Origin of the sequence: Phycicoccus sp. DTK01 (genome assembly GCF_017312765.1) — a bacterium.
In the GTDB taxonomy this organism is placed as follows: Bacteria; Actinomycetota; Actinomycetes; order Actinomycetales; family Dermatophilaceae; genus Phycicoccus; species Phycicoccus jejuensis.
Genome location: NZ_BOPU01000002.1, coordinates 110,373 through 135,567, shown reverse-complemented (window position 1 = coordinate 135,567; position 25,195 = coordinate 110,373). Strand labels below are relative to the sequence as shown.

25 protein-coding genes are annotated in these 25,195 nt (G+C 74.4%); 12 read left to right on the top strand and 13 right to left on the bottom strand.

Annotated features, from left to right (window positions below; translation table 11 throughout):
• Positions 1-11 precede the first annotated feature (11 nt).
• From J3473_RS04405 to J3473_RS04395, 3 genes are all read left to right on the top strand, one after another.
• The gene (locus J3473_RS04405) at positions 12-1,307 is read left to right on the top strand and encodes an acyl-CoA desaturase (RefSeq protein WP_207022084.1); all 1,296 of its coding nucleotides are present in this window, start codon (positions 12-14) and stop codon (positions 1,305-1,307) included.
• 167 nt (positions 1,308-1,474) lie between these two features.
• The gene (locus J3473_RS04400) at positions 1,475-1,966 is read left to right on the top strand and encodes a CAP domain-containing protein (protein ID WP_084696490.1); all 492 of its coding nucleotides are present in this window, start codon (positions 1,475-1,477) and stop codon (positions 1,964-1,966) included.
• A 34-nt stretch (positions 1,967-2,000) separates the two neighbouring features.
• Positions 2,001-2,750, top strand: coding sequence for a sulfite exporter TauE/SafE family protein (locus J3473_RS04395; RefSeq protein WP_242525682.1), 750 nt, complete (start codon positions 2,001-2,003; stop codon positions 2,748-2,750).
• A gap of 46 nt (positions 2,751-2,796) precedes the next feature.
• Here J3473_RS04395 and J3473_RS04390 read toward each other — a convergent pair whose 3' ends face one another.
• The 9 genes from J3473_RS04390 to J3473_RS04350 form a co-directional block, all read right to left on the bottom strand.
• Positions 2,797-4,218, bottom strand: coding sequence for a L,D-transpeptidase family protein (locus J3473_RS04390; RefSeq protein WP_207022083.1), 1,422 nt, complete (start codon positions 4,216-4,218; stop codon positions 2,797-2,799).
• A gap of 242 nt (positions 4,219-4,460) precedes the next feature.
• Positions 4,461-5,966 (bottom strand): CoA-acylating methylmalonate-semialdehyde dehydrogenase, encoded by a 1,506-nt coding sequence (locus J3473_RS04385; RefSeq protein ID WP_207022082.1) that lies wholly within the window; start codon positions 5,964-5,966, stop codon positions 4,461-4,463.
• Between the two features lie 77 nt (positions 5,967-6,043).
• Complete coding sequence (locus J3473_RS04380; RefSeq protein ID WP_207022081.1) at positions 6,044-7,105, bottom strand: Gfo/Idh/MocA family protein; 1,062 nt, start codon at positions 7,103-7,105, stop codon at positions 6,044-6,046.
• Entirely contained in the window at positions 7,102-9,060 is a 1,959-nt protein-coding gene (gene iolD / locus J3473_RS04375) for a 3D-(3,5/4)-trihydroxycyclohexane-1,2-dione acylhydrolase (decyclizing) (RefSeq protein ID WP_207022080.1), read from the bottom strand. The genes J3473_RS04380 and iolD overlap by 4 nt, the downstream gene beginning before the upstream one ends.
• Positions 9,057-9,992 carry a 5-deoxy-glucuronate isomerase gene (iolB, locus tag J3473_RS04370; protein ID WP_207022079.1) on the bottom strand — a complete coding sequence of 312 codons (936 nt, stop codon included), beginning with the start codon at positions 9,990-9,992 and terminating at the stop codon, positions 9,057-9,059. Before iolB ends, iolD begins: the two co-directional genes overlap by 4 nt.
• Complete coding sequence (locus J3473_RS04365; RefSeq protein WP_207022078.1) at positions 9,989-10,891, bottom strand: deoxyribose-phosphate aldolase; 903 nt, start codon at positions 10,889-10,891, stop codon at positions 9,989-9,991. Before J3473_RS04365 ends, iolB begins: the two co-directional genes overlap by 4 nt.
• A 5-nt stretch (positions 10,892-10,896) precedes the next feature.
• Complete coding sequence (iolC, locus tag J3473_RS04360; protein ID WP_207022077.1) at positions 10,897-11,850, bottom strand: 5-dehydro-2-deoxygluconokinase; 954 nt, start codon at positions 11,848-11,850, stop codon at positions 10,897-10,899.
• Positions 11,847-12,752, bottom strand: coding sequence for a TIM barrel protein (locus tag J3473_RS04355; protein WP_207022076.1), 906 nt, complete (start codon positions 12,750-12,752; stop codon positions 11,847-11,849). The genes iolC and J3473_RS04355 overlap by 4 nt, the downstream gene beginning before the upstream one ends.
• A gap of 11 nt (positions 12,753-12,763) precedes the next feature.
• On the bottom strand, positions 12,764-13,768 hold the full coding sequence (locus J3473_RS04350) for a Gfo/Idh/MocA family oxidoreductase (RefSeq protein ID WP_207022075.1): 1,005 nt from the start codon (positions 13,766-13,768) through the stop codon (positions 12,764-12,766).
• A 59-nt stretch (positions 13,769-13,827) separates the two neighbouring features.
• Here J3473_RS04350 and J3473_RS04345 point away from each other — a divergent pair, with 59 nt between their 5' ends.
• Positions 13,828-14,568 (top strand): GntR family transcriptional regulator, encoded by a 741-nt coding sequence (locus J3473_RS04345; protein ID WP_207022074.1) that lies wholly within the window; start codon positions 13,828-13,830, stop codon positions 14,566-14,568.
• A gap of 15 nt (positions 14,569-14,583) precedes the next feature.
• Here the strand turns inward: J3473_RS04345 and J3473_RS04340 are convergent, their stop codons facing one another.
• Positions 14,584-15,351, bottom strand: a complete 768-nt coding sequence (locus J3473_RS04340; protein ID WP_242525681.1) for an AAA family ATPase — start codon at positions 15,349-15,351, stop codon at positions 14,584-14,586.
• Positions 15,352-15,509: 158 nt separating this feature from the next.
• Between J3473_RS04340 and lysS the strand changes: the two genes are divergently transcribed.
• The 5 genes from lysS (at position 15,510) to J3473_RS04315 (ending at position 18,959) form a co-directional block, all read left to right on the top strand.
• Positions 15,510-16,961, top strand: coding sequence for a lysine--tRNA ligase (lysS, locus tag J3473_RS04335; RefSeq protein WP_084696547.1), 1,452 nt, complete (start codon positions 15,510-15,512; stop codon positions 16,959-16,961).
• Between the two features lie 5 nt (positions 16,962-16,966).
• A complete protein-coding gene (locus J3473_RS04330) occupies positions 16,967-17,176 on the top strand; it encodes a hypothetical protein (protein ID WP_207022072.1) in 210 nt (69 codons plus the stop codon).
• Between the two features lie 124 nt (positions 17,177-17,300).
• Positions 17,301-17,639 carry an Lsr2 family protein gene (locus J3473_RS04325; RefSeq protein WP_207022071.1) on the top strand — a complete coding sequence of 113 codons (339 nt, stop codon included), beginning with the start codon at positions 17,301-17,303 and terminating at the stop codon, positions 17,637-17,639.
• 56 nt (positions 17,640-17,695) lie between these two features.
• Positions 17,696-18,304 carry a (2Fe-2S)-binding protein gene (locus tag J3473_RS04320; RefSeq protein WP_207022070.1) on the top strand — a complete coding sequence of 203 codons (609 nt, stop codon included), beginning with the start codon at positions 17,696-17,698 and terminating at the stop codon, positions 18,302-18,304.
• Between the two features lie 214 nt (positions 18,305-18,518).
• Positions 18,519-18,959 carry a hypothetical protein gene (locus J3473_RS04315; protein WP_207022069.1) on the top strand — a complete coding sequence of 147 codons (441 nt, stop codon included), beginning with the start codon at positions 18,519-18,521 and terminating at the stop codon, positions 18,957-18,959.
• 162 nt (positions 18,960-19,121) lie between these two features.
• Here the strand turns inward: J3473_RS04315 and J3473_RS04310 are convergent, their stop codons facing one another.
• From J3473_RS04310 to ligD (J3473_RS04300), 3 genes are all read right to left on the bottom strand, one after another.
• Positions 19,122-19,376 (bottom strand): hypothetical protein, encoded by a 255-nt coding sequence (locus tag J3473_RS04310; RefSeq protein WP_207022068.1) that lies wholly within the window; start codon positions 19,374-19,376, stop codon positions 19,122-19,124.
• 157 nt (positions 19,377-19,533) lie between these two features.
• A complete protein-coding gene (ligD, locus tag J3473_RS04305; protein WP_207022067.1) occupies positions 19,534-20,418 on the bottom strand; it encodes a non-homologous end-joining DNA ligase in 885 nt (294 codons plus the stop codon).
• Positions 20,411-21,367, bottom strand: a complete 957-nt coding sequence (gene ligD, locus J3473_RS04300; RefSeq protein WP_207022066.1) for a non-homologous end-joining DNA ligase — start codon at positions 21,365-21,367, stop codon at positions 20,411-20,413. The genes ligD (J3473_RS04305) and ligD (J3473_RS04300) overlap by 8 nt, the downstream gene beginning before the upstream one ends.
• Before the next feature lie 59 nt (positions 21,368-21,426).
• On the opposite strand from ligD (J3473_RS04300), the gene J3473_RS04295 reads away from it, so the two are divergent.
• The 3 genes from J3473_RS04295 (at position 21,427) to J3473_RS04285 (ending at position 25,166) form a co-directional block, all read left to right on the top strand.
• Positions 21,427-21,981: a hypothetical protein gene (locus tag J3473_RS04295; protein WP_207022065.1), complete on the top strand. Its 555-nt coding sequence runs from the start codon at positions 21,427-21,429 to the stop codon at positions 21,979-21,981.
• A 108-nt stretch (positions 21,982-22,089) separates the two neighbouring features.
• The gene (locus tag J3473_RS04290; RefSeq protein WP_207022064.1) at positions 22,090-23,046 is read left to right on the top strand and encodes a Ku protein; all 957 of its coding nucleotides are present in this window, start codon (positions 22,090-22,092) and stop codon (positions 23,044-23,046) included.
• A 92-nt stretch (positions 23,047-23,138) separates the two neighbouring features.
• The gene (locus J3473_RS04285; protein ID WP_207022063.1) at positions 23,139-25,166 is read left to right on the top strand and encodes a hypothetical protein; all 2,028 of its coding nucleotides are present in this window, start codon (positions 23,139-23,141) and stop codon (positions 25,164-25,166) included.
• The last annotated feature ends 29 nt before the right edge of the window (positions 25,167-25,195 follow it).

Here is a 25,195-nt window from a genome sequence, read left to right as displayed (position 1 = left end):
AGGACCACCCCATGACCCTCGCCCCCGAGCGCACCCCCGCCCACGGCTCGAGCAAGCCGCACGGCATCAACCCGCGCCTGCGCGTCGCGTCCGACGCCCCGCGCCCCCAGCGCCCCGCCCTCAAGAAGTCCGGCCGCCCCAACCCGGCCGCGCACCTGACCCCCGAGCAGATCGAGGGCATCGGCCACGAGCTCGACGCCCTGCGCAAGCAGGTCATGGACTCCCGCGGCGAGCGCGACGCGGCCTACATCCGCAAGGTCATCAAGGTCCAGCGCTACCTCGAGATGGGCTCGCGCGCCGCGCTGCTCTTCAGCGGCGTCAAGGTCAAGGGCTTCCGCCCGGCCTGGTGGATCGGCACGGCCGGCCTCTCGGTCGCCAAGATCCTCGAGAACATGGAGATCGGCCACAACGTCATGCACGGCCAGTGGGACTGGATGCGTGACCCGAAGATCCACTCGACGGCGTGGGAGTGGGACAACGCCTCGCCGGCCAGCCAGTGGAAGCACAGCCACAACGAGATCCACCACACCTTCACCAACGTGCTCGGCCGCGACAACGACCTCGGCTACGGCATCCTGCGGGTCGACGAGGACCAGAAGTGGAGCCTCTTCTACCTCTTCCAGCCGATCTGGCACGTGGGCAACGCGCTGCTCTTCGAGTACTCCATCGCCGCCTACGACCTCGAGCTCGGCGGCTACCTCGCGAAGAAGCACCGCCTGAGCGAGGAGGACAAGGCCGAGTTCCGCAAGAACCGCGACGAGGTGCTCGCGAAGATCCGCCGCCAGGCGACGAAGGACTACCTCGTCCACCCCGCGCTCTCGGCCGTCACGGGCTCGGCCCGCACGACGCTCACCGCGAACGTCGTCGCCAACCTCGTGCGCAACGTGTGGACCAACACGGTCATCATCTGCGGCCACTTCCCGCCCGGCATCTCCACCTTCGAGAAGACCTCGATCGACGGCGAGACCCGTGGCGAGTGGTACCTGCGCCAGATGCTCGGCTCCGGCAACATCTCGGGCACCAAGGCGATGCACGTGATGACCGGCAACCTCAGCCACCAGATCGAGCACCACCTCTTCCCGGACATGCCGAGCAACCGGTACGCCGAGATCGCCCCGCAGATCCGCGACCTCATGCAGCGCCACGACCTGCCCTACGTCACCGGCAGCCTCTGGAAGCAGGCGGCGTCGGTGTACTGGAAGGTCGTCGAGCTCTCGCTGCCGAACAAGGTCGAGGGTCGCCGCCGTCGCGACATCATCCGTCTCGAGCTGAAGAAGGCGCAGCGCCGCCGGAAGACCCGCCGCTGAGCGGGGCGTCGCAGCGAAGGTGAGGGGTCGGCCGGTCGGCCGACCCCTCACCCGTCCGTCGTGCGGGCGACCGCCCGCGCATGGCATGGTGGCCGGGCGCCGTCCCCTGCCCGGCGCGGCCTGCGGGCCCGACCGCGCCACCGGCGCGACCACCCCGAGGAAGCACCATGAGCACCAGCCCCACCCGTACCCGCCTCGTGCGCGCGCTCGCCTGCACCGCGCTGCTCACCCCGGCCGCCGTCGTCGCCGCCGAGCCCGCGAGCGCCGCCACGGCCGCCCAGATGCAGACCGAGGTCATCACGCTCGTCAACGCGCAGCGCGCCAAGGTCGGCTGCGCCCCGCTGCGCACGAGCACCGCGCTGCGCAACGCCGCGGTCCTGCACAGCACCGACATGCGCACGAAGAACTACTTCAGCCACACCTCGAAGGACGGCCGCAGCCCCTGGGACCGCATCCGGGCGCAGGACTACGCGTACGGCTCCGCCGAGAACATCGCCGCCGGCCAGCGCACGCCCAAGGCCGTCGTCACCGCGTGGATGAACAGCGCCGGCCACCGCAAGAACATCCTCAACTGCGCCAACAAGGCCGTGGGCGTGGGTGTCTCGCAGGGCGGCGGCGACTACTACATCTACTGGACGCAGGACTTCGGCACGCGCTGACCCCGGCGCCGCCGCGCCCGGTAGCGTCCGGGCGGTGGTCCTGCTCGGTGGTGGCGTGGTCGCGGCCGGGCTCATGGCCCTCGCCGCGGTCGTCATCGGCTACTCCAAGACCGCGCTGGGCGGCTTGGCCGTCGTCGCCGTCGCGATCTTCGCCACCGTGCTGCCGGCCCGGCAGTCGACGGGCGCCATCCTCGCGGTGCTCGTCGTCGGCGACCTCGTCGCGGTCGCGCACTACCGCCGCGACGCCGACTGGTCGCTCATCCGCCGGCTCCTGCCGGCCGTCCTGCCCGGGCTGGTGCTCGGGTCGCTGTTCCTCGGCGTCGTCGACGACACGACGCTGCGCCGCAGCATCGGCGCCATCCTCCTCGTGCTCGTCCTGCTCCAGCTGTGGGTCAAGCGGCGCAGCGACGGCGGTGGCAGCGACGTCCACGAGCGGCGCCCGGTCGCCTGGGCCGCCGGGACGGGGGTCGGCTTCGCGACGATGACGGCCAACGCGGCGGGGGCCGTCATGACGCTCTACCTGTCGGCCTCGGGCATCGACAAGCGGCGCTTCGTCGGGACCAACGCCTGGTTCTTCCTCATCGTCAACCTCGTCAAGGTGCCGTTCTCGGTCGGGCTCGGGCTGCTGCACCCGGCCGACGCCGGCCGCGCCGCGCTCCTCGCGCCGCTCGTGCTCGTCGGCGGCCTGCTCGGCTACGCGACGGTGCGGCGCATCGGCCAGCGCACCTTCGACGTGGCCGTGCTCGTGGCCTCGGCGGTGGCGGCCGCCGCGCTGCTGCTCTGACGCGGGCGGGCCGGGGCGCCGGCCGACCAGGTCCGGTCGGGTCCGGTCAGAAGTGGGTGGTGACGGTCGTGCCGACGGTGGCGAAGTCGTAGACCCACTTGGCGACCGGCACCGGCAGGTTGATGCAGCCGTGCGACGCGGCGTACCCGAAGGAGTCGCGCCACGGCGCACCGTGCAGCGCGTACCCGCGGTGGAAGAACGAGGTCCACGGGACGTCGGGAGTCTCGTAGTTCGTCCCGTCGGCGTTGGCGCCCCGCATCGTCATCAGCGGGTTCTTCAGGTACACCTGGAAGGTGCCGACGACGGTCGGCGTCGCGCTCGCGCCGTTGACCATCGACACCGGCCCGTAGACGACCTTCGCGCCGACGTAGGCGGTCATCGTGTGGCGGCTCAGGTTGACGTCGATCCACTTCTCGCCGACCGCGGCCGGGTAGGCCAGGTGCTCCGCGCCGGGAGCGACGGTGCGCTGCTCCCACGTGGCGGGGACGGTCGTGTAGCCGAGCTTGCCGGCGTACTTCTCGTGCGCGCCCAGCGCCGCGAGGACCTTCTCGGCGAGCGCGCCGGTGTCCTTGGCGGTCCGGCCGTCGACCGCCTCGGTGACGACCCGGCGAACCGCGCCGTCGGCGTCGACGTACCGCAGGCCGGTCGTCGGCGAGCGCTTGGCGTCGGCGGCGACCGAGTCGACCCAGGCCCGGACCTTCGCGGCGTCGACCTCGGGCGCGCCGATGCCGTCGGAGGTGGTGGGGACGGTGACCCACGACGCCTTGCGCGCTGCGGAGGCCGCGTGCTTCTCGGACCCGTCGCTGATGCTCACCGGCGTACGGACTACGGCGTTCGCCGCGGCCGCGGCCTTCTCGGCCTCGGCCGTCGTCACGGCCGGCGTGCGCTCGACGAGGTCGACGTGGGCGGTCGCGGGCTCCATCGCGCGGGCGGCACGCTCGAGGACGTCCTGGAAGCTGGCCGGGTCGACGGTGCGGCCGGGGACCGCGGGGACGACGGTGAAGGACTTCTTGCTCGACGCGAGGCGCACCTGCGCGTCGCGCCCCTTCTCGCCGGCCTCGCCGACGAGCCCGGCGACGGCGCGCTGCACGGCCGCGTCGTCGGTCGTCACGACGGCGGCGACGTCGTGGTGCGACACGAGCGAGCGCGCGTAGGAGGACCAGGTGCGGTGGTCGGCGGCGAGCACGGCGTCGACGGTGGCGTCGACGTCGACCCGGTAGCCGACGTCGGCCGGGTCGACGGACCGGGTGGTGCCGTCGGCGTCGACGGTGACGCGCAGGGCCTCGGCCCGCTGCCGGACGGCGGCGGTCAGCTCGGCGCGGGTCATCCCGGTGACGTCGACGCCCGCGACGGTGCTGCCGGGGAGCGCGCGGTCCTGGTAGTGCGCGGCGTAGGCGGTGCCGGCGCCCCCCAGCGCCAGCGGGACCGCCACGGCGGCGGTCAGCAGCAGGGTCCTGCGCGTGCTCATGTGTCGTCCGTCCTCGTCCCCGGTGACGCGCGCAGAGGTCACGCGCCGTCCCTCATGATGGAGCAGCCGTCGCGATCGGGCCACACGGCAGCGGCCCCGAGGGCGTCACGAAGTGACAACGATGCACCCACGCCCCACGCGCCCCAGCCACCCCACACACCCGCGTCCCCGTCGCGCGCTACACCGCAGTAAGTGTCGCCACAGCGTCACTTACTGCGGTGTAGCCGGGACCGCGGGGCGGGTCAGACGTTCTGGGGGAAGCCGAGCTCGATGCCGCCGTGGCTCGGGTCGAGCCAGCGCGAGGTGACGACCTTGCCGCGGGTGAAGAAGTGCACGCCCTCCATGCCGTGGGCGTGGGTGTCGCCGAAGAGGCTGTTCTTCCACCCGCCGAAGGAGTAGTACGCCATCGGCACGGGGATCGGCACGTTGATGCCGATCATCCCGACCTCGACCTCGTGCTGGAAGCGCCGGGCCGCGCCGCCGTCGTTGGTGAAGATCGCCGTGCCGTTGCCGTACTGGTTGGCGTTGATCAGCTCGATGGCCTCGTCGTAGCTCTTCGCGCGCACGACCGACAGCACCGGTCCGAAGATCTCGTCGGTGTAGACCGACATCTCGGGGGTCACGTCGTCGAAGAGCGTGGGGCGCAGGAAGAACCCGTCGCCGTCGGCGTCGACGTCGCCCTCGCGCCCGTCGACGACGAGCGTCGCGCCCGCCTCGACGCCGGCGTCGAGGTAGGACGCCACCTTGTCGCGGTGCTGCTTGGTCACGAGCGGGCCCATGTCGCAGCCGCGCGTGCCGTCGCCGGTGACGAGCTTGCCCATCCGGTCCTTGATCTTCCCGACGAGCTCGTCGGCGATCGGCTCGAGCGCGACGAGCGCGGAGATGGCCATGCAGCGCTCGCCGGCCGAGCCGAAGCCCGCGTTGACGGCGGCGTCGGCGGCGAGGTCGAGGTCGGCGTCGGGCAGGACGACCATGTGGTTCTTCGCGCCGCCGAGGGCCTGGACGCGCTTGCCGTGCGCGGTCCCGGTCTCGTAGACGTACTTCGCGATCGGGGTCGAGCCGACGAACGAGACGGCGCGCACGTCCGGGTGGGTCAGCAGCGCGTCGACGGCCTCCTTGTCGCCGTGGACGACGTTGAGCACGCCGTCGGGCAGGCCGGCCTCCTTCCAGAGGGCCGCGACGGCGTTGACCGCCGACGGGTCCTTCTCGGAGGGCTTGATGACGACCGCGTTGCCGCAGGCGATGGCGACGGGCACGAACCACAGCGGCACCATCGCGGGGAAGTTGAACGGGCTGATGACGGCGACGACGCCGAGGCTCTGCCGGATGGAGTAGACGTCGACCTTCGTCGAGGCGTTCTCGGTGAAGCCGCCCTTCATGAGGTGCGGTATGCCGCAGGCGAACTCGGCGACCTCGAGGCCGCGGGTCACCTCGCCGACCGCGTCGGAGAGGACCTTGCCGTGCTCGGCGGTGATGAGCGCGGCGATGTCCTCCTTGCGCTCGTCGAGCAGCTGGCGGAACTTGAACAGGACCTGCGTGCGCTTGGCGAGCGAGGCGTCGCGCCACTCGTCGAGCCAGGCCTGCTTGGCTCGGCTGACGACGTCACCGACGACCTGCGCCGAGGCGAGGTCGAGGACGCCGGTCTGCGCCCCGGTGGCCGGGTTGTAGACGGGGCTCGTACGCTCGGCGGTGCCCTCCCACGGGGTGCCGGCGACGAGGTGGGTGATGCGGGTGGGGGTCGAGCTCACGGGTATCGGTCCTTGTCCGTGTCAGTGGTGGATTCAGTGTGTCAGGTGCGGCCGCGGATGTGGAGTCCGCGCCCGCGTCACGGAACGGCGACGGGATCAGCAGCCGAGGCGTAGAGCGCCGGCCGCTCGGCCAGCGTGACGGCGACCGGCGCACCGGACGCGAGCGAGGCCATCCCGGCGGTGCTGACGGCGGTCGCGGCGTAGCCGTCCCACGCCGAGGCGCCGACCGCGCCGGTGCCCGAACGGATGCCGTCGACCCAGGCCTGGACCTCGAGGTCGTAGGCGCGGGCGAACCGGGTCCGGTAGTCGGCCGGGACGACACCGCCCCACGCCCCCTCGCCCCCGGCCGTGCTCGTACCGAGCAGCGCGGTCGAGTGCAGCCCCGCGGTGAGCGAGCCGCGCTCGGCCACCGCCTCGAAGCGCACCTCGTAGCCGACCTGGCTGTTGACGAACACCTCGTTGGTGACGAGCCCGCCGCCGGCCATCCGGAACAGGGCGACCTGCGGGTCGAGGACGCCCTGCGCGGCGTGCGACGTCGGGGCCGGCGCGAGGACCGTGACCTCGACGATCTCGTCGTCGAAGAGGAAGCGCGAGGAGTCGACCTCGTGGACGAGACTGTCGCGCACGATCATCTCGGAGCGAAAGTCGGCGTTGGGGACCGACCGGTTGCGGTGGACGTTGTGCAGGACGAGCAGCCGCCCGCGGTCGCCGGCCGCCAGGAGCGAGCGCACCTGGGCGTACTCGGGGTCGAATCGCCGCATGAACCCGACGGTGACCAGGCGCCGCCCGAGCGCCGCCTCCGCCTCGACGAGCCGCAGCGAGGACGCGTCGTCCATCGTCAGCGGCTTCTCGCAGAGCACCGGCTTGCCGGCCGCGAGGCACGCGAGGACCTGCTCCTCGTGGACGAAGCCCGGCGAGGCGACGACGACGGCGTCGACGGCGTCGTCGGCCACGAGGTCGAGCGGGTCCTCGTGGGCGCGCACCCCGAGGCGGTCGGCGAGCTCGTGGGCCCGCGCGTGGTCGGGGTCGGCGACGGCGGCCAGCGTGGCACCGGCCACGCGGGCCGCGAGGCGCTCGGCGTGGTCGGTGCCCATGAGGCCGACGCCGAGCACCCCGACGCGGACGGTGGACGGGCTCATCGGGCGGTCTCCTTCGGGAGGGTCGGGGCGAGGTGGTGGCGCTGAGCGGCCTTGGCCTGGCGGTACGCGGTGGACGCGCCCTGGGTGGACGCGAGCGACGAGACCTGCGCGACGGGGACGTCCCACCACGACTCGCTCGACGGGGCGTGGACGCGCGGGTCGGTCTCGACGTGGATGACGACCGGGCCGCCGTCGCGCGGAGCCGCCTTGGCCTGTGCCAGGGCGGCGACGAGCTCGTCGCGCGAGTGCACCTCGATGACGTGGGCGCCGAGGCTGCGGGCGTTCGCCGCGAGGTCCACCGGCAGGTGTCCGCCGTCCAGCCGGCCCTCGGCGCCCCGGTACTCGTACGAGGTCCCGAAGCGCTGCGAGCCCAGGCCCTCCGACAGCGACCCGATCGAGTGGAAGCCGTGGTTCTGGACGAGCACGACGACGAGCTTGACCCGCTCCTGGACGGCGACGACGAGCTCGGTCGGCATCATGAGGTAGCCGCCGTCGCCGACCATCGCGACGACGTCGCGGGTGTCGTCGGCGAGCGCGACGCCGAGGGCGCCGGGGATCTCGTAGCCCATGCAGGAGTAGCCGTACTCGACGTGGTAGCCCTTGCGGTCGCGCACCCGCCACAGCTTGTGCAGGTCGCCGGGCATCGAGCCGGCCGCGCAGAGGACGACATCGCGCGGGTCGGTGTGCTCGTTGACGACCCCGAGCACCTGGCCCTGGGTGAGCAGGCCGGGCGCCAGGGCGTCGGTGACCTCGGCGGGCGGGTCGTAGGTCGCGTCGACCTGCGCGTCCCAGGCGCGCCACAGCCCGGCGACCTCGTCGGTGTAGGCGTCGTCGACCCGGTGGCCGGCGGCGGCCTCGGTCAGCGCCTCGAGGCCCGAGCGCGCGTCGGCGACGAGCGGGATGCCGCTGTGCTTGCCGGCGTCGAACGCGGCGACGTTGAGGCTGACGAACCGGACCCCGGTGCGCGCGAACGCGGTCCGCGAGGCGGTCGTGAAGTCGGACCAGCGGGTGCCCACGCCGATGACGAGGTCGGCCTGCGCCGCGAGCGCGTTGGCCGCGGTCGTGCCGGTGGAGCCGACGGCCCCGACGAGCTGCGGGTGCCCGTGCGGCAGAGCGCCCTTGCCCGCCTGCGTCTCGGCCACCGGCACCCCGGTGGCCTCGGCGAAGGCGGCGAGCGCGGCCTCGGCGCCGGAGTAGTGCACGCCGCCGCCGGCGACGACGAGCGGCCGCTGCGCCGACCGCAGCGCGTCGGCGACGTCGGCGACCCGCGAGGGCTCGGCCGGCGGCCGCGCCACGTGCCAGACGCGCTCGGCGAACAGCTCGACCGGCCAGTCGAAGGCCTCGGCCTGCACGTCCTGCGGCAGCGAGATGGTCGCCGCGCCGGTCTCGGCAGGGTCGGTGAGGACGCGGCAGGCGCCGAGGAGCGCCGCGGGCAGCTGCTCGGGCCGGTCGACCTGGTCGTAGAAGCGCGACAGCGGCCGGAAGGCGTCGTTGACGCTGACGTCGGCGGCGTACGGCAGCTCGAGCTCCTGGAGCACCGGGGCGGCGACGCGCGTGGCGAAGGTGCCCGAGGGCAGCAGGAGCACCGGGATGCGGTTGATGGTCGCGAGCGCGGCCCCGGTCAGCATGTTCGTCGAGCCGGGGCCGACCGAGGCGGTGACCGCCCACGTCGTCAGGCGGTCGCGGTGCTTGGCGTAGCCGACGGCGGTGTGGACCATCGCCTGCTCGTTGCGGCCGAGGACGTAGCGCAGGCCGGGCTCCTTGCCGGCCTCGGCGGCACGCAGCTCGTCCTCGAGGAGGGCCTGCCCGACGCCGGCGACGTTGCCGTGGCCGAAGATGCCGAGGCACCCGGCGAAGAGGCGCCGGCGCTCGCCGTCCTGCTCGGTCCACTGCTGCGCGAGGAAGCGCACCACCGCCTGCGCGACGGTGAGGCGGACGGTCTCGGGCGCGGTCATCGGCTGCCTCCCAGGGGAAGTCGGGGGTCGAAGGGCTCGTCGGGCCAGGACTCCCGCACCCAGGCGTGGGCGGGGTCGTCGCAGATGCGCCAGGCCCGCTCGGGGCCGGGGCCGGCCATGACGTTGAGGTAGTAGAGGTCGGCGTCCGGGGCCGCGACCGCCGGACCGTGCCAGCCGTGGGGCACGAGGACGACGTCGCCGGTGCGGACCTCGGCGACGACGTCGAGGGGCCGCTCGTCGCTCGAGCCGTAGACCCGGAGGTAGCCGACGGGGTCGGTCCCGCGCGGGTCGGTCGAGCGGGTCTCGACGTAGTAGACCTCCTCGAGCTCGGTCTCCTCGCCGGGCCGCTCGACGTCGTGCTTGTGCGGCGGCCAGCTCGACCAGTTGCCGGCGGGTGTGACGACCTCGCAGACGAGGAAGGAGTCGGCGTCGAGGACGTCGGGCAGGCCCATGTTGCGCACCTCGCGGCTGGCCCGGCCGGCGCCGCGCAGCTCGACGGGGACGTCGGCGGCGGCCAGGTGCCGGAAGGGCCTCGGGGCGTCGGCCTTCGTCGCCGGGGCGCCGCAGAGGGCGACGCGGGAGGGCCCGTCGGCCGTGCCGGTGACCCGCAGGCGAGAGCCGCGGCCGGCGTAGACCACGTCGGTGGGGCCGTCGAAGACCGAGGCGCGGCCCGCGAGGTCGACCGCGTGCGTCGTGCCGTCGGCCTCGGTCACCTCGACCCGGACGGACCCGACGAGGGGGACGACGAGCGTCTCCTCCTCGCCGGCGTCGTGCTCGACCGCGGCGCCGTCGAGCGAGGCGACGCGCAGCGTCGTGTGGCGCCAGCCCGGGACCGGCGAGGAGGACGTCGGCGTGACGGCCACCCCGAAGTCACCGTCGACGGCGCTGCCGAGCGGGCGGACGTAGGCCTCGTTGTCGCGACCGGTGCTCATGACGCCCCACCGTGGACGAGGTCGGCCGCCACGTCCACCGCGGCGGCGACATCGCCCTCGCGCGGGTAGAGCAGCGCGCGCCCGACGACGAGCCCGCGGACCGACGGCAGCCCGAGGGCGTGCCCCCAGGACGCGTACGTCTCGGCCGGCGCGCCGGCGGGGTCGCCGCCGAGGAGCAGGGTCGGCAGGGTCGTGGCGTCCATGACCCGCTCGAGGTCGTCGACGACCGGCAGCTTGAGCCACGTGTGCGCGCTGCTGGCGCCGAGACCGGAGGCGACGTGCACGGCGCGCACCATCGACTCGGCGTCGAGCAGGTTGCGCACGCGGCCGTCCTCGCGCACCGACCAGAACGGCTCGACCATCGCGAGCAGCCCGGCGTCGGCGAGGTCGGTGACCGCCTGCGCGCACGCCTCGAGGGTGCGGACCGAGCCGGCGTCCTCGAGCGCGATGCGGGTGAGCATCTTGCCGCCGTCGAGCCCGAGCCGGCGCACGGCCTCGGCGGTGTAGGCGGTGAAGCGGTCGTCGAGCTCCCACGAGGCGCCCTGCAGCCCACCGCGGTTCATCGAGCCGATGACGACCTTGCCGTCGAGCGCGCCGAGCAGCAGGAGGTCCTCGAGGATGTCGGGGGTGCCGAGCACGCCGTCGACGCCGGGTCGCTCCAGCGCGGTGACGAGCCGGCCGAGCAGGTCCGTGCGGCTGGCCATCGCCATCGGGTCCGCGCCGACGCCGAGCGCACCGCGGGCGGGGTGGTCGGCGGCGACGAGGAGCAGGCGGCCGTCGGCGGGCAGCAGCGGGCGCAGCCGGCGCTCGTCCCACAGGCGGGCCACCTGCTGCGGCTCGCGGGCGCGCACCTCGGTGAGGCGGGCGAGGTCGGCGGGTCCGACGCGGCGGGCGGTCACGGCGGTCACCTCCCGGCCCCGGCGAGCGCGGCCTCGACCTCGTCGCTCGTCGGCATCGCGGTCGAGCACTCGAGCCGGCCGGCGACGATGGCGCCGGCGACGTTGGCGAAGCGGACGGTCCGCTCCAGGTCCCAGCCCTCGAGCAGCCCGTGGACGAGCGCTCCCCCGAACGCGTCGCCGGCGCCGAGCCCGTTGACGACCTCGACGGGGAAGGGGGCGGCCTCGACGCGCTCGTCGCGGGTGGCGGCGAGGACGCCGCGGGGCCCCTGCTTGACGACGGCGAGCTCGAGCCCGCGCTCCAGGAGGGCGTCGGCGGCGCGGTGGGGGTCGGTCTCGCCGACGGCGACCTCGCACTCCTCGAGGTTGCCGACCGCGACGGTCACGTGCTCGAGCGCCCGGCCGACCTCGGTGCTCGCCTCGGCCGGGTCGGCCCAGAACATCGGCCGCCAGTCGAGGTCGAGGACGGTGTGGCGGGCCCGGCCGCGCGCCGCCCACGCGGTGTGGTGCGCCCCGCGCGAGGGCTCCTGCGAGAGCCCGGTCACCGTCGCCCAGAAGACCCGGGCGTCGCGCACGGCGTCCAGCGGCAGGTCGTCGTCGGTGAGGAGCAGGTCGGGAGCGGTCGGCCAGCGGTAGAACGAGAGCGGGAAGTGGTCCGGCGGGTGCACCTCGCAGAAGGTGACCGGCGTCGGCGGCCCGTCGCCCGCGTGGACGGCGATGGCGGCCGGGTCGACGCCGAGCCGCTCGGCCTCGCGACGTACGTAGCGGCCGAACGCGTCGTCCGCGACCTTGGTGACGAGCAGGGCCGAGTGCCCGTGCCGGGCGGCGGCGACGGCGACGTTGGTCGCGCTGCCGCCGAGGAACTTCTGGAAGGTCTCGACGTCCTCGAGGCCCACCCCGTGCTGGAGCGGGTAGACGTCGACCCCGGTGCGCCCGATCGCGACGAGGTCGGGGGTGCTCACGGGCGGTCCCCGAGCCGGTCGGCGACCCCGACGACGTGCGCGACCGAGGCCCGGACGTCGGCGGCGGGGTCGACCCCGGTGGCGTCGGGGTCACCGGAGAGGACGGTGTCCTGCTCGAGGACGTACCAGCCGTCGTAGCCGGCCGCCTCGAGCGAGCCGATGATGGCGGCGACGTCGACGTCGCCCTCGCCGAGCGGCACGTACATCCCGGCGCCCACGGCGTCGGTGTACGAGAGCTCGCCCGCGCGCACGCGGTCGGCGAGGTCGAGGCGCACGTCCTTGAGGTGCACGTGCCCGATGCGGTCGGGGTGCTGCGCGGCGACCGCCACCGGGTCGCCACCCCCGATGAGGAGGTGCCCGGTGTCGAGGCAGAGGGCGATCCGGCTGCCGGCGAGGACCCGCTCGGTCTCGGTGCCGCTCTCGACCATCGTGCCGACGTGCGGGTGGAGCGCGGCGAGGAGGCCGCGCGCGGCGGCGGCGTCGCTGATCCGGTCGAGGTTGGCGAGGAGTGTCGCCCACTGGTCGTCGTCGAGGTCGGGGCGCTCGTCGTAGCCGTCGGCGCCGGTGGCCGCGGCGATGACGACGACGCCGGCCTGCGCGGCGACGAGGCCGGTCATCGCCTCCTCGACCGCGGGGAGGGGGTCGACCGCGGTGTCGTGGAGGACGACCGGCACGAACTGCCCGACCGCGCGCAGGCCGGCGGCCGCGAGCGTCTCGGCCTTCGCCTCGGGTGCGTCGGGGAGGAAGCCGTCGGGGCCGAACTCGGTGGCGGCGAGGCCGACCTCGCGCATCTGGGCGAGGACGAGGTCCGGGGCCAGCTGGTGACCCCAGCCGGGGACCTCGCAGACGCCCCAGGAGATGGGGGCGCCGGCGATGCGCTGGGCGACGGGTGCGGTGGTCATCGACGGTTCCTTCAGGTGGTGGGGATCTCGGACAGGGCGACGGTGCGGTCCTCGGCGAGGGCGAGCGTGGCGGCCTCGACGACGCGTGAGGCCTCGAGCGCGTCGCGGACGGTGCAGGGGCTCGGCGCCGCGCCGCGGGCGACGTCGAGGAAGGCGGCGAGCTCGGCGCGGTAGGCCGGCTCGAAGCGGTCCATGAAGGCCTCGTGCACCGGCCCCGCGGGGAAGCTCACGCCGTCCTCGACCGAGCGCAGCGCGAGGCTGTCGTCGAGGCCGACGGCCACCGAGCCCTCCGAGCCGACGACCTCGAGCCGGACGTCGTGGCCCTGGCCGGAGTAGCGGGTCGTCGTGAGCACGGCGATGGTGCCGTCGTCGAGCGTGAGCAGCGCGGCGGCGCTGGCGACGTCGCCGGCGGCGGCGAAGAACGGCTCGCCCTTCGTGCCGCCGACGGCCTGGACGGTGAGCACCTCGCGGCCGGTGACGAAGCGGACGGCGTCGGCGTCGTGCACCGCGCAGTCGCGGAAGATGCCGCCCGAGGTCGGTACGTAGTCGGGGTGCGGCGGGCGGCGGTCGGACGTCGTGGCCCGCAGGGTGTGGACGAAGCCGAGCTCGCCGGACGCGACGGCCTCGCGGGCCCGCCGGTAACCGGTGTCGAAGCGCCGCTGGAAGCCGACGTGCACGGGGGTGTCGGCGCCCTCGACGAGGCGCACGAGCTCGAGCGTGCCGTCGAGGGTCGCGGCGAGGGGCTTCTCGACGAAGACGGGGACGCCCGCCTCGACGCCGGCCCGCACGAGCGGGGCGTGCCCGGGGGTGGAGGTCGCGACGACGAGGGCGTCGAGGCCGGAGCCGACGAGCTCGTCGATGCCGACGGCCTCGGCGACGGGGAGCGTCGCGGCCACCTGCGCCGCGCGGGCCGCATCGGCGTCCGCCACGACGAGCGCCTCCACGCCCTCGAGCCCGGCCAGCGTGCGGGCGTGGAACGCCCCGATCCGTCCGGCTCCCGCGAGTCCGACCCTCATCCGACCTCCTTTGTCAGGACATACTGACACGACGCGGCGCCGGCTGTACAGTCCCCTCCATGGCGGCGCGACAGGTGACGGTGCGGATCGACCGCACCTCCCCCGTGCCGCTGTGGCACCAGCTGGCCGAGCAGCTCGGCGGGGCGGTGCGTGACGGCGTCCTCGCGCCCGGCGACGCGGTCGAGAACGAGCTCGACCTCGCGAGCCGCCTCGGCCTCTCGCGCCCCACCGTCCGCCGGGCGATGCAGGACCTCGTCGACCGCGGCCTGCTCGTGCGCCGCCGCGGCATCGGGACGACGGTGGCGCCGACGCGCGTGCACCGCCGGGCCGAGCTGTCGAGCCTCCACGACGACCTCCTGCGCACCGGCCGTACCCCGGGCACGACCGTGCTCTCCCTGGAGATGACGCGCAACGACGAGGCCGCCGCTGCGTTCGAGCTGCCCTCCGACACACCGCTGCTCGGCATCGTTCGGCTGCGGACGGTCGACGGGCGCCCGCTCGCCGTCCTCCACAACTGGCTGCCACCGGGCCTGTCGGACCTCACCGCCGAGGAGCTCGAGGCCACCGGCCTCTACGCCGCACTGCGCACCCGCGGCGCCGTGCCCGTCGTCGCCCGGCAGTCGGTCGGCGCCCGGATGCCGACCCCCGAGGAACGGCGGCGGCTCGCGCTCAAGGGCACGAAGCCGGTCCTCACGATGGCCCGCACGGCCTTCGGGGCACACGGCGAGCCGGTCGAGCACGCCAACCACTGCTACGACGCCGACGGCTACACGCTCGAGATGACCCTCGACGAGCGCTGACCCCCGGCGCCTCGGTCAGTCGTCGAGGTCGTCGACGACGTGCCGCAGGTACCGGCGCGGGGCGTCGAGGAAGCCGCGGTGGTGCGCCACGAGGTCGAGCTCGTCCCACGTGCTCGGCCGGATGCCGTGCTCGCCGAGCTCGAGCAGGTGCGCGCCGGGGATGGCCGCGAGCACCGGCGAGTGCGTCGCGAGGACGACCTGCGTGCGCGGCCGGCGGGCCATCTCGGTCAGCTCGGCGACGAGGTGCAGCTGCGCCGAGAACGACAGCCCGGCCTCCGGCTCGTCCATCACGAAGAGGCCCTCGCCGCGGAAGCGCCGCGTGCCGAGCAGCGCGACGAAGGACTCGCCGTGCGAGAGGCCGTGGAAGAGCGGGTCACGGCTCCACGGTGAGTCCGCGCGCGAGGTGTCGAGGTAGGTGAAGAGGCCGTGCATCGTCTCGGCCCGCACGAAGTAGCCCCAGCGCGGCGCCCCGGGGTCGCGGACGACGCGCAGCCACTCGTGCAGCGGCGACTCGCTCGCGTGGGTGCGGTGCGCGGCGCCGGTCGAGCCGCCCTCCGCGTTCATCCCGACGGCCATCGCGAGCGCCTCGACGAGCGTCGACTTGCCGGAGCCGTTCTCGCCGACGAGCACCGTGCAGCGGGCGAGGTCGACGCCGTGCGCGAGGACGTGCTCGACCGCGGGCACGGTGCGCGGCCAGACGTCGGGCGGCGGGAGCTCGACGGGGTCGGCGTGCTCGAGCCGGCGCGCGGGCAGCCCCTCCTCCCAGCTCCCGTGCCTCGCCACGCAGGTGACGCTACCGACGCGCCCCGACATCCGGACCTCGCCGCGGCGGCGGTCGCTGGGCGGGCAGGGGGCGGACCGGCCCTCGCGGGTCCGTAGGCTTGTCCTCCGTGACCGAGAACCCCACCACCGCCCTTCCCGAGGCCGAGCTGCCCGAGCAGATGCGGGTCCGGCGCGAGAAGCGCGACCGGCTGATCGCCGAGGGCGGCCAGGCCTACCCCGTCGCGGTCCCGCGCACGCACTCGCTCGCCGAGGTCCGCGAGCAGTGGGCGCACCTCGAGACCGGCGAGGAGACCCAGGACGTCGTCGCCGTCGCCGGCCGCGTCGTCTTCGTCCGCACCACCGGCAAGCTCGCCTTCGCGACGCTCCAGGAGGGCGTGGGCACCCGCCTCCAGGTGATGCTCAGCCTCGCCGAGGTGGGGCAGGAGGCGCTCGACGCCTTCAAGCGCGACGCCGATCTCGGCGACCACGTGTGGGTCGAGGGCAGGGTCATCTCCAGCCGCCGCGGCGAGCTGTCGGTGATGGCGACCCGCTGGGGCGTCGCGAGCAAGGCGCTGCGCCCGCTGCCGACCCTCCACAAGGAGCTCTCGGAGGAGTCGCGGGTCCGCCAGCGCTACGCCGACCTCGTCGTGCGCCAGGAGGCCCGCGACATGGTGCGCACCAAGGCCGCCGCGCTGCGCGCCGTCCGCTCCGTCCTCGACGGCCAGGGCTACCTCGAGGTCGAGACGCCGGTGCTCCAGCTGGTCCACGGTGGGGCCGCGGCCCGGCCGTTCCGGACGCACCTCAACGCGTTCGACCAGGAGATGGTCCTGCGCATCGCCCTCGAGCTCAACCTCAAGAAGGCCGTCGTCGGCGGGGTCGACCGCGTCTACGAGATGGGCCGCATCTTCCGCAACGAGGGCGTCGACGCGACGCACTCCCCCGAGTTCACGATGCTCGAGGCCTACCAGGCATGGGGCGACCAGCGCTCCATCGCCGGCCTCATGCGCGACCTCTACCTCGGCGTCGCCGACGCGCTCGGGTCGCGGCAGGTCGAGACGCCCGCGGGCACGGTCGACCTCGACGGAGAGTGGCGCTGGCTGCCCGTCTACGAGGGCGTCAGCGAGGCCGTCGGCGAGGAGGTCACCCAGGAGACCTCGAAGGAGACGCTGCTCGCGCACGCCGAGCGGCACGGCGTCGAGGTCGACCCGGCGCTCGAGAAGGACAAGGTCTTCCTCGAGCTGCTCGGCGAGCTCGTCGAGCCCGGCCTGCTCCAGCCGACCTTCCTCTGCGACTACCCCGCCATCGCGCAGCCGCTCGCGCGGCCGCACCGCGACACCCCCGGGCTCATCGAGGCGTGGGACCTCATCATCGCCGGCGTCGAGCGCGGCACCGGGTTCTCCGAGCTCGTCGACCCCGTCGTCCAGCGCGAGGTCCTCACCGCCCAGTCGCTGCGGGCGGCCGGCGGCGACCCCGAGGCGATGCAGCTGGACGAGGACTTCCTGCGCGCGCTCGAGTACGGCGCCCCGCCGATGGGGGGCCTGGGCCTGGGCGTGGACCGGCTCATCATGCTGTTCACCGGCGCGAACATCCGCGAGACCATCCTCTTTCCGCACCTGAAGCCGGAGGCCTGATTCCGATGGGTTCGATCGTCCCTTATCTCGTCGCGATCATCCCGACGATCGTCGCGGCGGCATTTTTCTACGTCATCGTCAAACGCATCATGGAGGCCGACCGCAACGAGCGCCTGGCCCAGAGCAAGTTCGAGGCCGAGCAGGACCGGCAGGCGGCCCGTGAGGCGTCCGCCGAGCACGGAACGACGACGGAAAACGACGAAAAGACCGACTGAGGAATGTCTCGGACTTTCCTTTCCTTTACCTGCGCTTTACCCTGTGGGAGAGACGCCGCGCACCTTTGTGCGGCATGCTCGGACCACCCCTGACATTCCCTTCTGCATTCGGAGGCACGACACCATGGCCAAAAAGGTCCAGGTCCTTCTCGTCGACGACGTCGACAAGGAGTCCCCTGCCGACGAGACGGTCACCTTCGCCCTCGACGGCGTCAGCTACGAGATCGACCTGACCAGCGACAACGCGAGCAAGCTGCGCGACGCGATGGCGGTGTGGATCGGTCACGCCGAGCGCACCGGCGGGCGGCGCAGCGCCTCCCGCGGCGCGGCCAGGAGCAGCGCCGGCAGCAAGCGTGACGTCTCGGCGATCCGCGAGTGGGCACGCGGCAACGGCTACGACGTCAGCGAGCGCGGCCGCATCTCGAGCGAGGTCCAGGAGGCCTACGACAAGGCGAACTCCTGAGCCACGGCTCGCCCGGCGCAGCGGCGGCACCCGACCCGGGTGCCGCCGCTGCGCGCATGTCCGCCCGCCACGCGTGGCTGCGGTTCGTCGTCGGGGGGCCGGCGCTGCCGCACGATCTCGGCGTCGACCCCGACCCGTGGCGTGAGGGCCTGCGGCGGATGCACGCGCGCTGGTACGACGGCGTGGCCCCGCCCTCGGTCGCGGCGGTGTTCGTCCTCCAGTGGCTGCTCCAGGTGCCGGCGCACGCGGCCGCGCACGCCGCCGCGGCCGGGCCCGTGCGAGCGGTCCTCGACGGGCTGACGTTCTCGCTCGCCCCCTCGCTGGTCCCCGACACCGTGCGGCTGGCGGGGCTCGTCGCCGACCCCCGGGAGCTCCCGGCCCGGCTCGATGCCGCCGAGGCCGACTTCCGCGCCGTCGCGACGCCGGTCGCCGACGGCTACCGCAGCCCGGTGCGCCTCGGCCCGCACGTGCGGGCGGCGCTCGTCGACGACATGTGGGCCGCCGCCCGGCGTGAGGCCGAGTCGGCGGCCGGGATGCTCCGGCCCGGCGGCGTCCCCCGCGCGTCGTGCTGCCTCATCTACGCCCTGCCCGGGTGCGTCGAGTGCGCCGGCTGCCCCCGCCTGCGCCGCACCCCCTCCCCTGATCCGACCCCTCCCCCGCCCTGAACCCTCCATCGACCCCGCCCTCGACCCCCCTTCATCGACTTCTTGCGAGTTGAGCCGCTCGACACACCGTCCGACGGCGCGTCGAGCGGCGCAACTCGCAAGAAGTCGGGGTTCTCCTTGGGTCGGCGGCGGGGGTCGGCCGATCGGACCGTCCTCGCGCGGCTGAGTACCGGTGCTCACGCCGGTCCGTGCCGGGCGCCGCCATGCTCGCGCCATGACCACCGCTCTCGCCGCCCTGCCGCGCACCGCCGCCCTCGCCGTCCTCGCCTGGGCGGCCCTCACCCTCGTCGAGCGGCTCTCCGGCCCCACCGTCGGTGCGAACATCGGGGCGGGCCTCGCCGCGATGCTCGCCGTCGCCGTCGCCGCCCTCGTGTGGGGCACGGTCGACGGGCTGCGCGCCCGGGCCGCCGGTCCCGTGCTCGCGCGCTGGGGCGTCGTCGCCGTCCTCGCCGTGCCCGTCTTCACCGCGGCCGGCCAGCTCGGCGCCCCGACCGCGTTCGACTGGGGCCTCTGGGCGACCGAGACCGTGGTCGGCGGTTGGTTCTGGGCGGTGCTCGTCGCCGTGCCGGCCCTGACGGGCGCTGCGGCCGGGTCCGCGCTCTCGGGCCGCCGCACCCCGACCGCGCCCACGACCCCCCGCCACCGCCCCGCCTGACGCGACTGGTTGCGAGTTCCGCCGCCCGACACGCGGTCCAGCGGCGTGTCGAGCGGCTCAACTCGCAAGAAGTCGATGGGTCAGCGTCGACGTGTTGCCCATCTGCCACCCGCCCCGGACCGGATCGGGCCCTCGGAGGTGGCGGATGGGCAAGAAGTCGGGTCAGGGGAGGCGCACCCAGCGGGCGCCGTCCCACCGCCACGTGACGCCGCGCGTGCTCGTCTCCGTCGGCAGGGCGGCCGGGTCCGGCGGACGCGGGACGACGACCGGCCGGTCGTCGTGGACGCCGGCCGCCTCCGCCGCCGCGGCGGGGAGGGCAGCCGTCCCGACGAGGGCGACGGCGGTGGCCGAGGTCAGGGCGCCGACGAGGCGCAGGCCGGTGGAGCGGAACGGTCCGGAGCGGGTCGAGGAGGTCATGGCTCCAGCCTCCGACCGGCCCGGATGACCCCGCTGTCCGTTCCCTGTGCCCCTCCCCTGACCGCGCACCACCCGACTGATTGCGAGTTCCGCCGCCCGACACGCGGTCCGACGGCGTGTCGAGCGGCTCAACTCGCAAGAAGTCGATGGGATCGGGTCAGGGGAGGTCGGCGAGGAGGTCGCCGTCGCGCTCGACCCGCTCGAGCACCTCGTCGAACATCAGCTGGGCCAGCGTGCCGTCGTCCTCGGCGCCGGCCTCGACCTCGTCCCAGGTGCGCGGCGCCGCGACGTGCGGCAGCTCGCGCCCGCGCAGCGAGTACGGGCTGATGGTCGTCTTCGCCGCGACGTTCTGGCTCCAGTCGAGGAACACCTTGCCCGGGCGCAGCGACTTGGTCATCTTCCACAGCACGAGCTCGGGGTGCTTCTTCGTCATCTCCTGCGCCAGCTGCTGCGCGAGGTCGCGCACCTGGTCGGAGGTCAGGTCGCCGCCGAGCCGCGCGTACAGCTGCATCCCCTTGCTGCCCGAGGTCACCGGGTGCAGCTCGAGGCCGAGCCGCTCCAGCCGGTCGCGCACGAGCAGCGCGACCCGGGCGCACTCGCGCAGGCCGGCCGGCTTGCCGGGGTCGAGGTCGATGACGAGCCGGTCCGGGTGCTCGGGCGCGCCGTCGTCGTCGACCGTCCACTGCGGGACGTGCAGCTCGAGGGAGTTGAGGTTGACGAGGTAGGTCAGCTCGGCCATCCCGGGCACGAGGGGGTAGCGGACGTCGTCGACCTGCACTCCGGGCAGCCACGACGGCGCCCCGGAGGGCATGTTCTTCTCGAAGAACATCTGGTCCTCGACCCCGTGCGGCCAGCGCACGCGCGTCACCGGTCGGCGCGCGAGGTGCGGCAGGAGCACGCCGGCGACGCGCGCGTAGTAGTCGAGGACCTCGCCCTTGGTCGTCTCGGTGGCGGGGTACATCACCTTGTCGAGGCTGGTCAGCTTCAGCCGCCGCCCGTCGACCTCGACGCGCGTCACCTGCGGGACGTACCGCTCAGCCACCCTCCTCGACCTCCTGCAGCTCGTCGGGCGTGAGGTCGGCGCGCACCCCGAGGAACGTGGGTTGGCGCAGCCGGTGGTCGGGGGTCAGCTGGAGCGTGCGGACCTCGACGACGACCGCCGGCTCGACCCACGTCGTCCCCGAGGCGTCGATGCGGGGCACCTCGTCGGCGAACGGCGGTGCGTCGCACTCGTGCCGGCGGACCCGGCGCAGCAGCGCCTCGCCGGCCGACCCCGCGAGCCCGGACCCGACCCGCCCCGCGTACCGCCAGCCACCCTCGCCGTCGGGCAGCCCGACGAGCACCGCCCCCAGCCGGTCCGCCGACGACGCCCCCGACCCCACCTCGGGCCGCCAGCCCCCGACGACGACCGAGTAGGTGCGCCGGTGCGCGACCTTGCGCCAGTCCGGCGAGCGCCGACCGGGCAGGTAACGCGCGTCCCGCCGCTTGCTGACGACCCCCTCGAGCCCCTGCTCACCCGTGACCCGCAGCAGCACCGCGCCGTCGTCGTGCACCTCGGGCACCCGCCACGCACGCCCGTCGAGCTCGAGCTCCTCGAGCAGCCGCCGCCGCGCCGACCAGGGCTGGCCGGTGAGGTCCTGCCCGAAGAGCCGCAGCAGGTCGAAGACCATGAGCGTCACCGGCCGCGAGCGCGCCAGGCGCTCGGCCTGCGCCCGCTTCGTGACGTGCATCCGCTCGGTCAGCGCGTGGAAGCTCGGCAGCCCCTCGTCGAGGGCGACGACCTCGCCGTCGAGCAGGAGGTCGTCGTAGGTGCCGGCGAGCGCGTCGAGCTCGGGGAAGGCCGCCGTCACGTCGCGCTCGGTCCGCGAGGTCACCGTCACCGACCCGCTGCGGACGTCGGCGAGCACCCGCATCCCGTCCCACTTCACCTCGTGCACCCACGCGTCACCGCGCGGCGGGGCCTCCGCGGCGGTCGCGAGCATGGGACGCATGGGCCCATCCTGCCGCCCGCGGGCCCCGGAGCGCCCCGGGCACGGGTTAGCGTCGCGCCATGGAGGCCGCGGGCGCCGGACCCGTCGTGCTCGTCGAGGGCGAGAGCGACGCCGTCGTCGTGCGCACGCTGCTCGCCGGCCGCGGCGTGCCGGCCACCGTCGTCCCGATGGGCGGGGTCACCAACCTCGCCCGCCACCTCGACGGGCTCGGCGGCCCCGGTCCGGGCGTCCTCGCCCTCGTCGACGCCCCCGAGATGCGCTTCGCGGTGGGCGCGCTGCGTCGGCACGGCGTCGTCGCGCGCGACGTCGAGGAGCTCGCCTGGCACGGCGTCTTCGTCTGCGACCGCGACCTCGAGGACGTCCTCATGCGCGCCCTGGGCGCCGACGCCGTCCGCGACGCGCTGGCCTCGATGGCCGAGCTCGGCGCGTTCGAGTCGATGGCCCGGATGCCGTACTGGCGCGGGCGCCCGGTGCTCGAGCAGCTGCACCGGTTCGCGGGCTCGGGGTCGGGGCGCAAGGCCCGGCTGGCCGCCCGCCTCGCCGAGCGGCTCGACGCCGACGCCCTGCCGGACCCGCTCGGGGCGCTCGTCGACGCCGTGGCCGCCCGCGCCTGACCGCCGACCCGACCCGCCGCGGGCCCTCCCCCGCCGGCGCCGACCGTCCTAGGCTGGGTGGACGTGCCGGGGGCACCCGGGGCGAGCGACGAGAGGACGGGACCGACGATGCGCGCGATCTGGAAGGGCGCGGTCTCCTTCGGGCTGGTCAACGTGCCGGTGCGGCTCTACTCGGCGACCGAGAACCACGACGTGCAGTTCCGGCAGGTGCACCGCGAGGACGGCGGGCGCATCCGCTACCGGCGCTTCTGCTCGATCGACGGGGAGGAGGTGAGCTACGACGACATCGCCAAGGGCTACGAGACCGAGGACGGCGACATGGTCGTGCTCACGGACGACGACTTCGCCGACCTCCCCTCGCGCTCGAGCAAGGAGATCGGCGTGACGAAGTTCGTCCCCGCCGACCAGATCGACCCGATGTGGCTCGACAAGAGCTACTACCTCGAGCCCGACAAGTCCGCCACCAAGCCGTACGTCCTCCTGCGCGACGCCCTCGAGAGCGAGCAGCGCGTCGCCGTCGTCACCGTCTCGATCCGGACCCGCATGACGATGGCGATCCTGCGCGTCCGCGACGGCGTCATCGTCATGCAGACGATGCTCTGGCCCGACGAGGTGCGCGCTGCCGACTTCGCCGCCGTCGACGAGCAGCACGCCACCCGCCAGGAGATGGACATGGCGAAGATGCTCATCGACCAGCTCGCCGGCGACTACGACCCGGCCGAGTACGAGGACGACTACGCGCTCGCGGTCAAGGAGCTCGTCCGGGCCAAGGTCGAGGGCGGCGAGGTGCGGGTCTCCGCGCCCGAGGAGGAGGAGTCCGGCGAGGTCGTCGACCTGCTCGCCGCGCTGTCGCGCTCGGTCGAGCGGGCCAAGGCCTCCCGTGGCGAGGCGCCGTCGTCCGGCGGGGGCCAGGGCTCGACGGTGTCGAAGAGCTCGTCCGGGAGCACGAAGAAGGCCGCGCCCAAGAAGTCCTCGACGACGAAGAAGGCGGCGTCGAAGAAGTCCGCCGCCACGAAGAAGTCTGCGGCGAAGACGGCGAAGAAGGCCGAGAAGAAGGCCAGCTGACCCGCACCGGACGGTCCGCCACGCCGCCGCGCGCCTACGATCGGGTGCGGCGCCGCAGCGCCGCGCCGCCCCGGGCGACGACGGAGGGACCGATGACGAGCACGCTGCGCCGCGCCGTGGCCGGCTCCGTCGTGTCCGCCCTCGTCGCGCTCTCGCTCGTCGTCGCGGCCCCGGTCGGCCCCGCCGCTGCCGCCGAGGAGGGGCTCGCGGTGTCGGCCGTCAGCCGCTACCGGCTTGACCCGGCGGCCGACCTCGTCCGCGCCACGATGACCCTCGACCTGCGCAACACGAGCAAGGACACGAAGGCCGACGGCGGCGTCTACGCCTACTTCTTCGACGCCTACACCGTCCCGATCCCGGCCGGCGCCACCGACGTCCGCGCGTCGACCGGGGGCAGCCGGCTGTCCGTCCGGACCTCGGGCACCGACGACCCGAGCACCCAGACGGTGCGCATCGGCTTCCCGGCCCTGCGCTACGACCAGCAGCGCCGGATCGTCCTGGAGTTCGACGTCCCCGGGGCGCCGCCGCGCTCGGCCAACAGCACGCGGGTCGGCCCCGGCTACGCCACGTTCGTCGCGTACGGCCCGGGCGACGAGGGCCGCAACCGCGTCGAGGTGATCGCCCCGTCGGCGATGTCGTTCGCGAGCACCGTCGACGGCTTCGACACGGCGCGCTCCGGTGGTACGGCGACGTACACCGCGACGGAGAACACCTTCGAGGGCGGTCTCTGGGCGACCGTGTCGCTGCGCGACCCCGCCCAGGTCACGGAGCGCGTGGTCGACGTCGGCGACCTCTCGCTCACGCTGTCGGCCTTCCCCGACGACGAGCAGTGGTCGCGCTTCGTCGCCGGCCGGGTCGAGGAGGGCCTGCCCGTCCTCGAGCGCCTCGTCGACACCCCGTGGCCCGGCGGGCTCCAGCGCATCCGGGAGGATGCCTCCCCGTCGCTGCGCGGCTACGACGGCTGGTTCGACCCGACCGGTGACGAGATCGTCGTCGGGGAGCAGCTCGACGACGACCTGATCTTCCACGAGCTGACCCATGCGTGGGTCTCCGCCGACACCCTCGAGCAGCGCTGGCTCTTCGAGGGGCTCGCCCAGGCCGTCGCCGAGCGCGCCGTCGACGAGACCGGGGGCACGCCGCGCGAGCACCGCTCCGTCGGCCCCGATGACCGCGACGCCGTCCCCCTCAACGAGTGGAGCGGGGACGCCGGCAGCCGCTCCGCCGACGTCGACGCCTACGCCTACCCCGCCTCCTACCGCGTGATGCACACGCTGCTCGCGGACACGACGGACGCCGAGTTCGCCGCCGTGGTCGGCGCCGCCGTGCGCGGCGAGCGGGCGTACGACCCCCCGGGCCTCGTGACCCCGAGCGGCGGGCGCACGTCGTGGCAGGACTGGCTCGACCTCGTCGAGGACCGGGCCGGGGTCGAGGGCGCGCCCGAGCTGCTCTCGACCTGGGTGCTCACGAAGGAGCAGCGCGCGCTCCTCGCGCCCCGCGAGCGCGAGCGCACGGCCTACCGAGCGCTGGACCGCGCCGACGGCCCGTGGCTGCCGCCCGAGGGGCTGCGCGACGCGATGACCGTCTGGGACTTCGACCGGGCCCGCCAGGTGCGCGAGGCGGTCGCCCCGCTCGGCCCCGACGTGGCCGCCGTGCAGCAGGCCTCGGCCCGCACCGGGCTCGCCGTCCCGCCGAGCGTGCGCGAGGCCTACGAGCAGGCGGCCCTGGACCCCGACTACCGCGAGCTCGCGTCCACGCTGCCCGCGACGGCCACGGCCCTGCGCGCGGTCGGGTCCGCCCGCGACACCGCCGCCCGCGAGCGCGACCCCCTCTCGGACGTCGGGACGACGCTGCTCGGCGTGCGGGAGCGGGCCGACGCGGCGCGCACCTCCCTCGCCGACGGCGAGGTCGGCCGGGCCACCACCCTCGCCCGCGAGAGCACCGAGCGGGCCGGGTGGGCCCTCCCGCTCGGGCTGGGCCTCCTCCTGCTCGGGGTCGTGCTCGTCGTGGGCACGACGACCGTGGTCGTCGTCGCGGTCCGCCGGCGACCCGAGGGGCGGCACGCCCACGCGCTTCCCGAGCGCAGCGTCGACCCCGCGCTGGACCCTTCCTCCGGTCGCTGAGGCTCCCGGCGGCCCGCGCCGCCGCAGCG

Bases quoted from the DNA above. Each gene is read 5' to 3' on its own strand.
- J3473_RS04405 (WP_207022084.1), top strand. From the start codon at position 12: ATGACCCTCGCCCCCGAGCGCACCCCCGCCCACGGCTCGAGCAAGCCG.
- J3473_RS04400 (WP_084696490.1), top strand. From the start codon at position 1,475: ATGAGCACCAGCCCCACCCGTACCCGCCTCGTGCGCGCGCTCGCCTGC.
- J3473_RS04390 (WP_207022083.1), bottom strand. From the start codon at position 4,218: ATGAGCACGCGCAGGACCCTGCTGCTGACCGCCGCCGTGGCGGTCCCG.
- J3473_RS04380 (WP_207022081.1), bottom strand. From the start codon at position 7,105: ATGAGCCCGTCCACCGTCCGCGTCGGGGTGCTCGGCGTCGGCCTCATG.
- iolD (WP_207022080.1), bottom strand. From the start codon at position 9,060: ATGACCGCGCCCGAGACCGTCCGCCTCACCGTCGCGCAGGCGGTGGTG.
- iolB (WP_207022079.1), bottom strand. From the start codon at position 9,992: ATGAGCACCGGTCGCGACAACGAGGCCTACGTCCGCCCGCTCGGCAGC.
- J3473_RS04355 (WP_207022076.1), bottom strand. From the start codon at position 12,752: ATGACCACCGCACCCGTCGCCCAGCGCATCGCCGGCGCCCCCATCTCC.
- J3473_RS04350 (WP_207022075.1), bottom strand. From the start codon at position 13,768: ATGAGGGTCGGACTCGCGGGAGCCGGACGGATCGGGGCGTTCCACGCC.
- J3473_RS04345 (WP_207022074.1), top strand. From the start codon at position 13,828: ATGGCGGCGCGACAGGTGACGGTGCGGATCGACCGCACCTCCCCCGTG.
- lysS (WP_084696547.1), top strand. From the start codon at position 15,510: ATGCGGGTCCGGCGCGAGAAGCGCGACCGGCTGATCGCCGAGGGCGGC.
- J3473_RS04330 (WP_207022072.1), top strand. From the start codon at position 16,967: ATGGGTTCGATCGTCCCTTATCTCGTCGCGATCATCCCGACGATCGTC.
- J3473_RS04325 (WP_207022071.1), top strand. From the start codon at position 17,301: ATGGCCAAAAAGGTCCAGGTCCTTCTCGTCGACGACGTCGACAAGGAG.
- J3473_RS04320 (WP_207022070.1), top strand. From the start codon at position 17,696: ATGTCCGCCCGCCACGCGTGGCTGCGGTTCGTCGTCGGGGGGCCGGCG.
- J3473_RS04315 (WP_207022069.1), top strand. From the start codon at position 18,519: ATGACCACCGCTCTCGCCGCCCTGCCGCGCACCGCCGCCCTCGCCGTC.
- J3473_RS04310 (WP_207022068.1), bottom strand. From the start codon at position 19,376: ATGACCTCCTCGACCCGCTCCGGACCGTTCCGCTCCACCGGCCTGCGC.
- ligD (WP_207022066.1), bottom strand. From the start codon at position 21,367: ATGCGTCCCATGCTCGCGACCGCCGCGGAGGCCCCGCCGCGCGGTGAC.
- J3473_RS04295 (WP_207022065.1), top strand. From the start codon at position 21,427: ATGGAGGCCGCGGGCGCCGGACCCGTCGTGCTCGTCGAGGGCGAGAGC.
- J3473_RS04290 (WP_207022064.1), top strand. From the start codon at position 22,090: ATGCGCGCGATCTGGAAGGGCGCGGTCTCCTTCGGGCTGGTCAACGTG.
- J3473_RS04285 (WP_207022063.1), top strand. From the start codon at position 23,139: ATGACGAGCACGCTGCGCCGCGCCGTGGCCGGCTCCGTCGTGTCCGCC.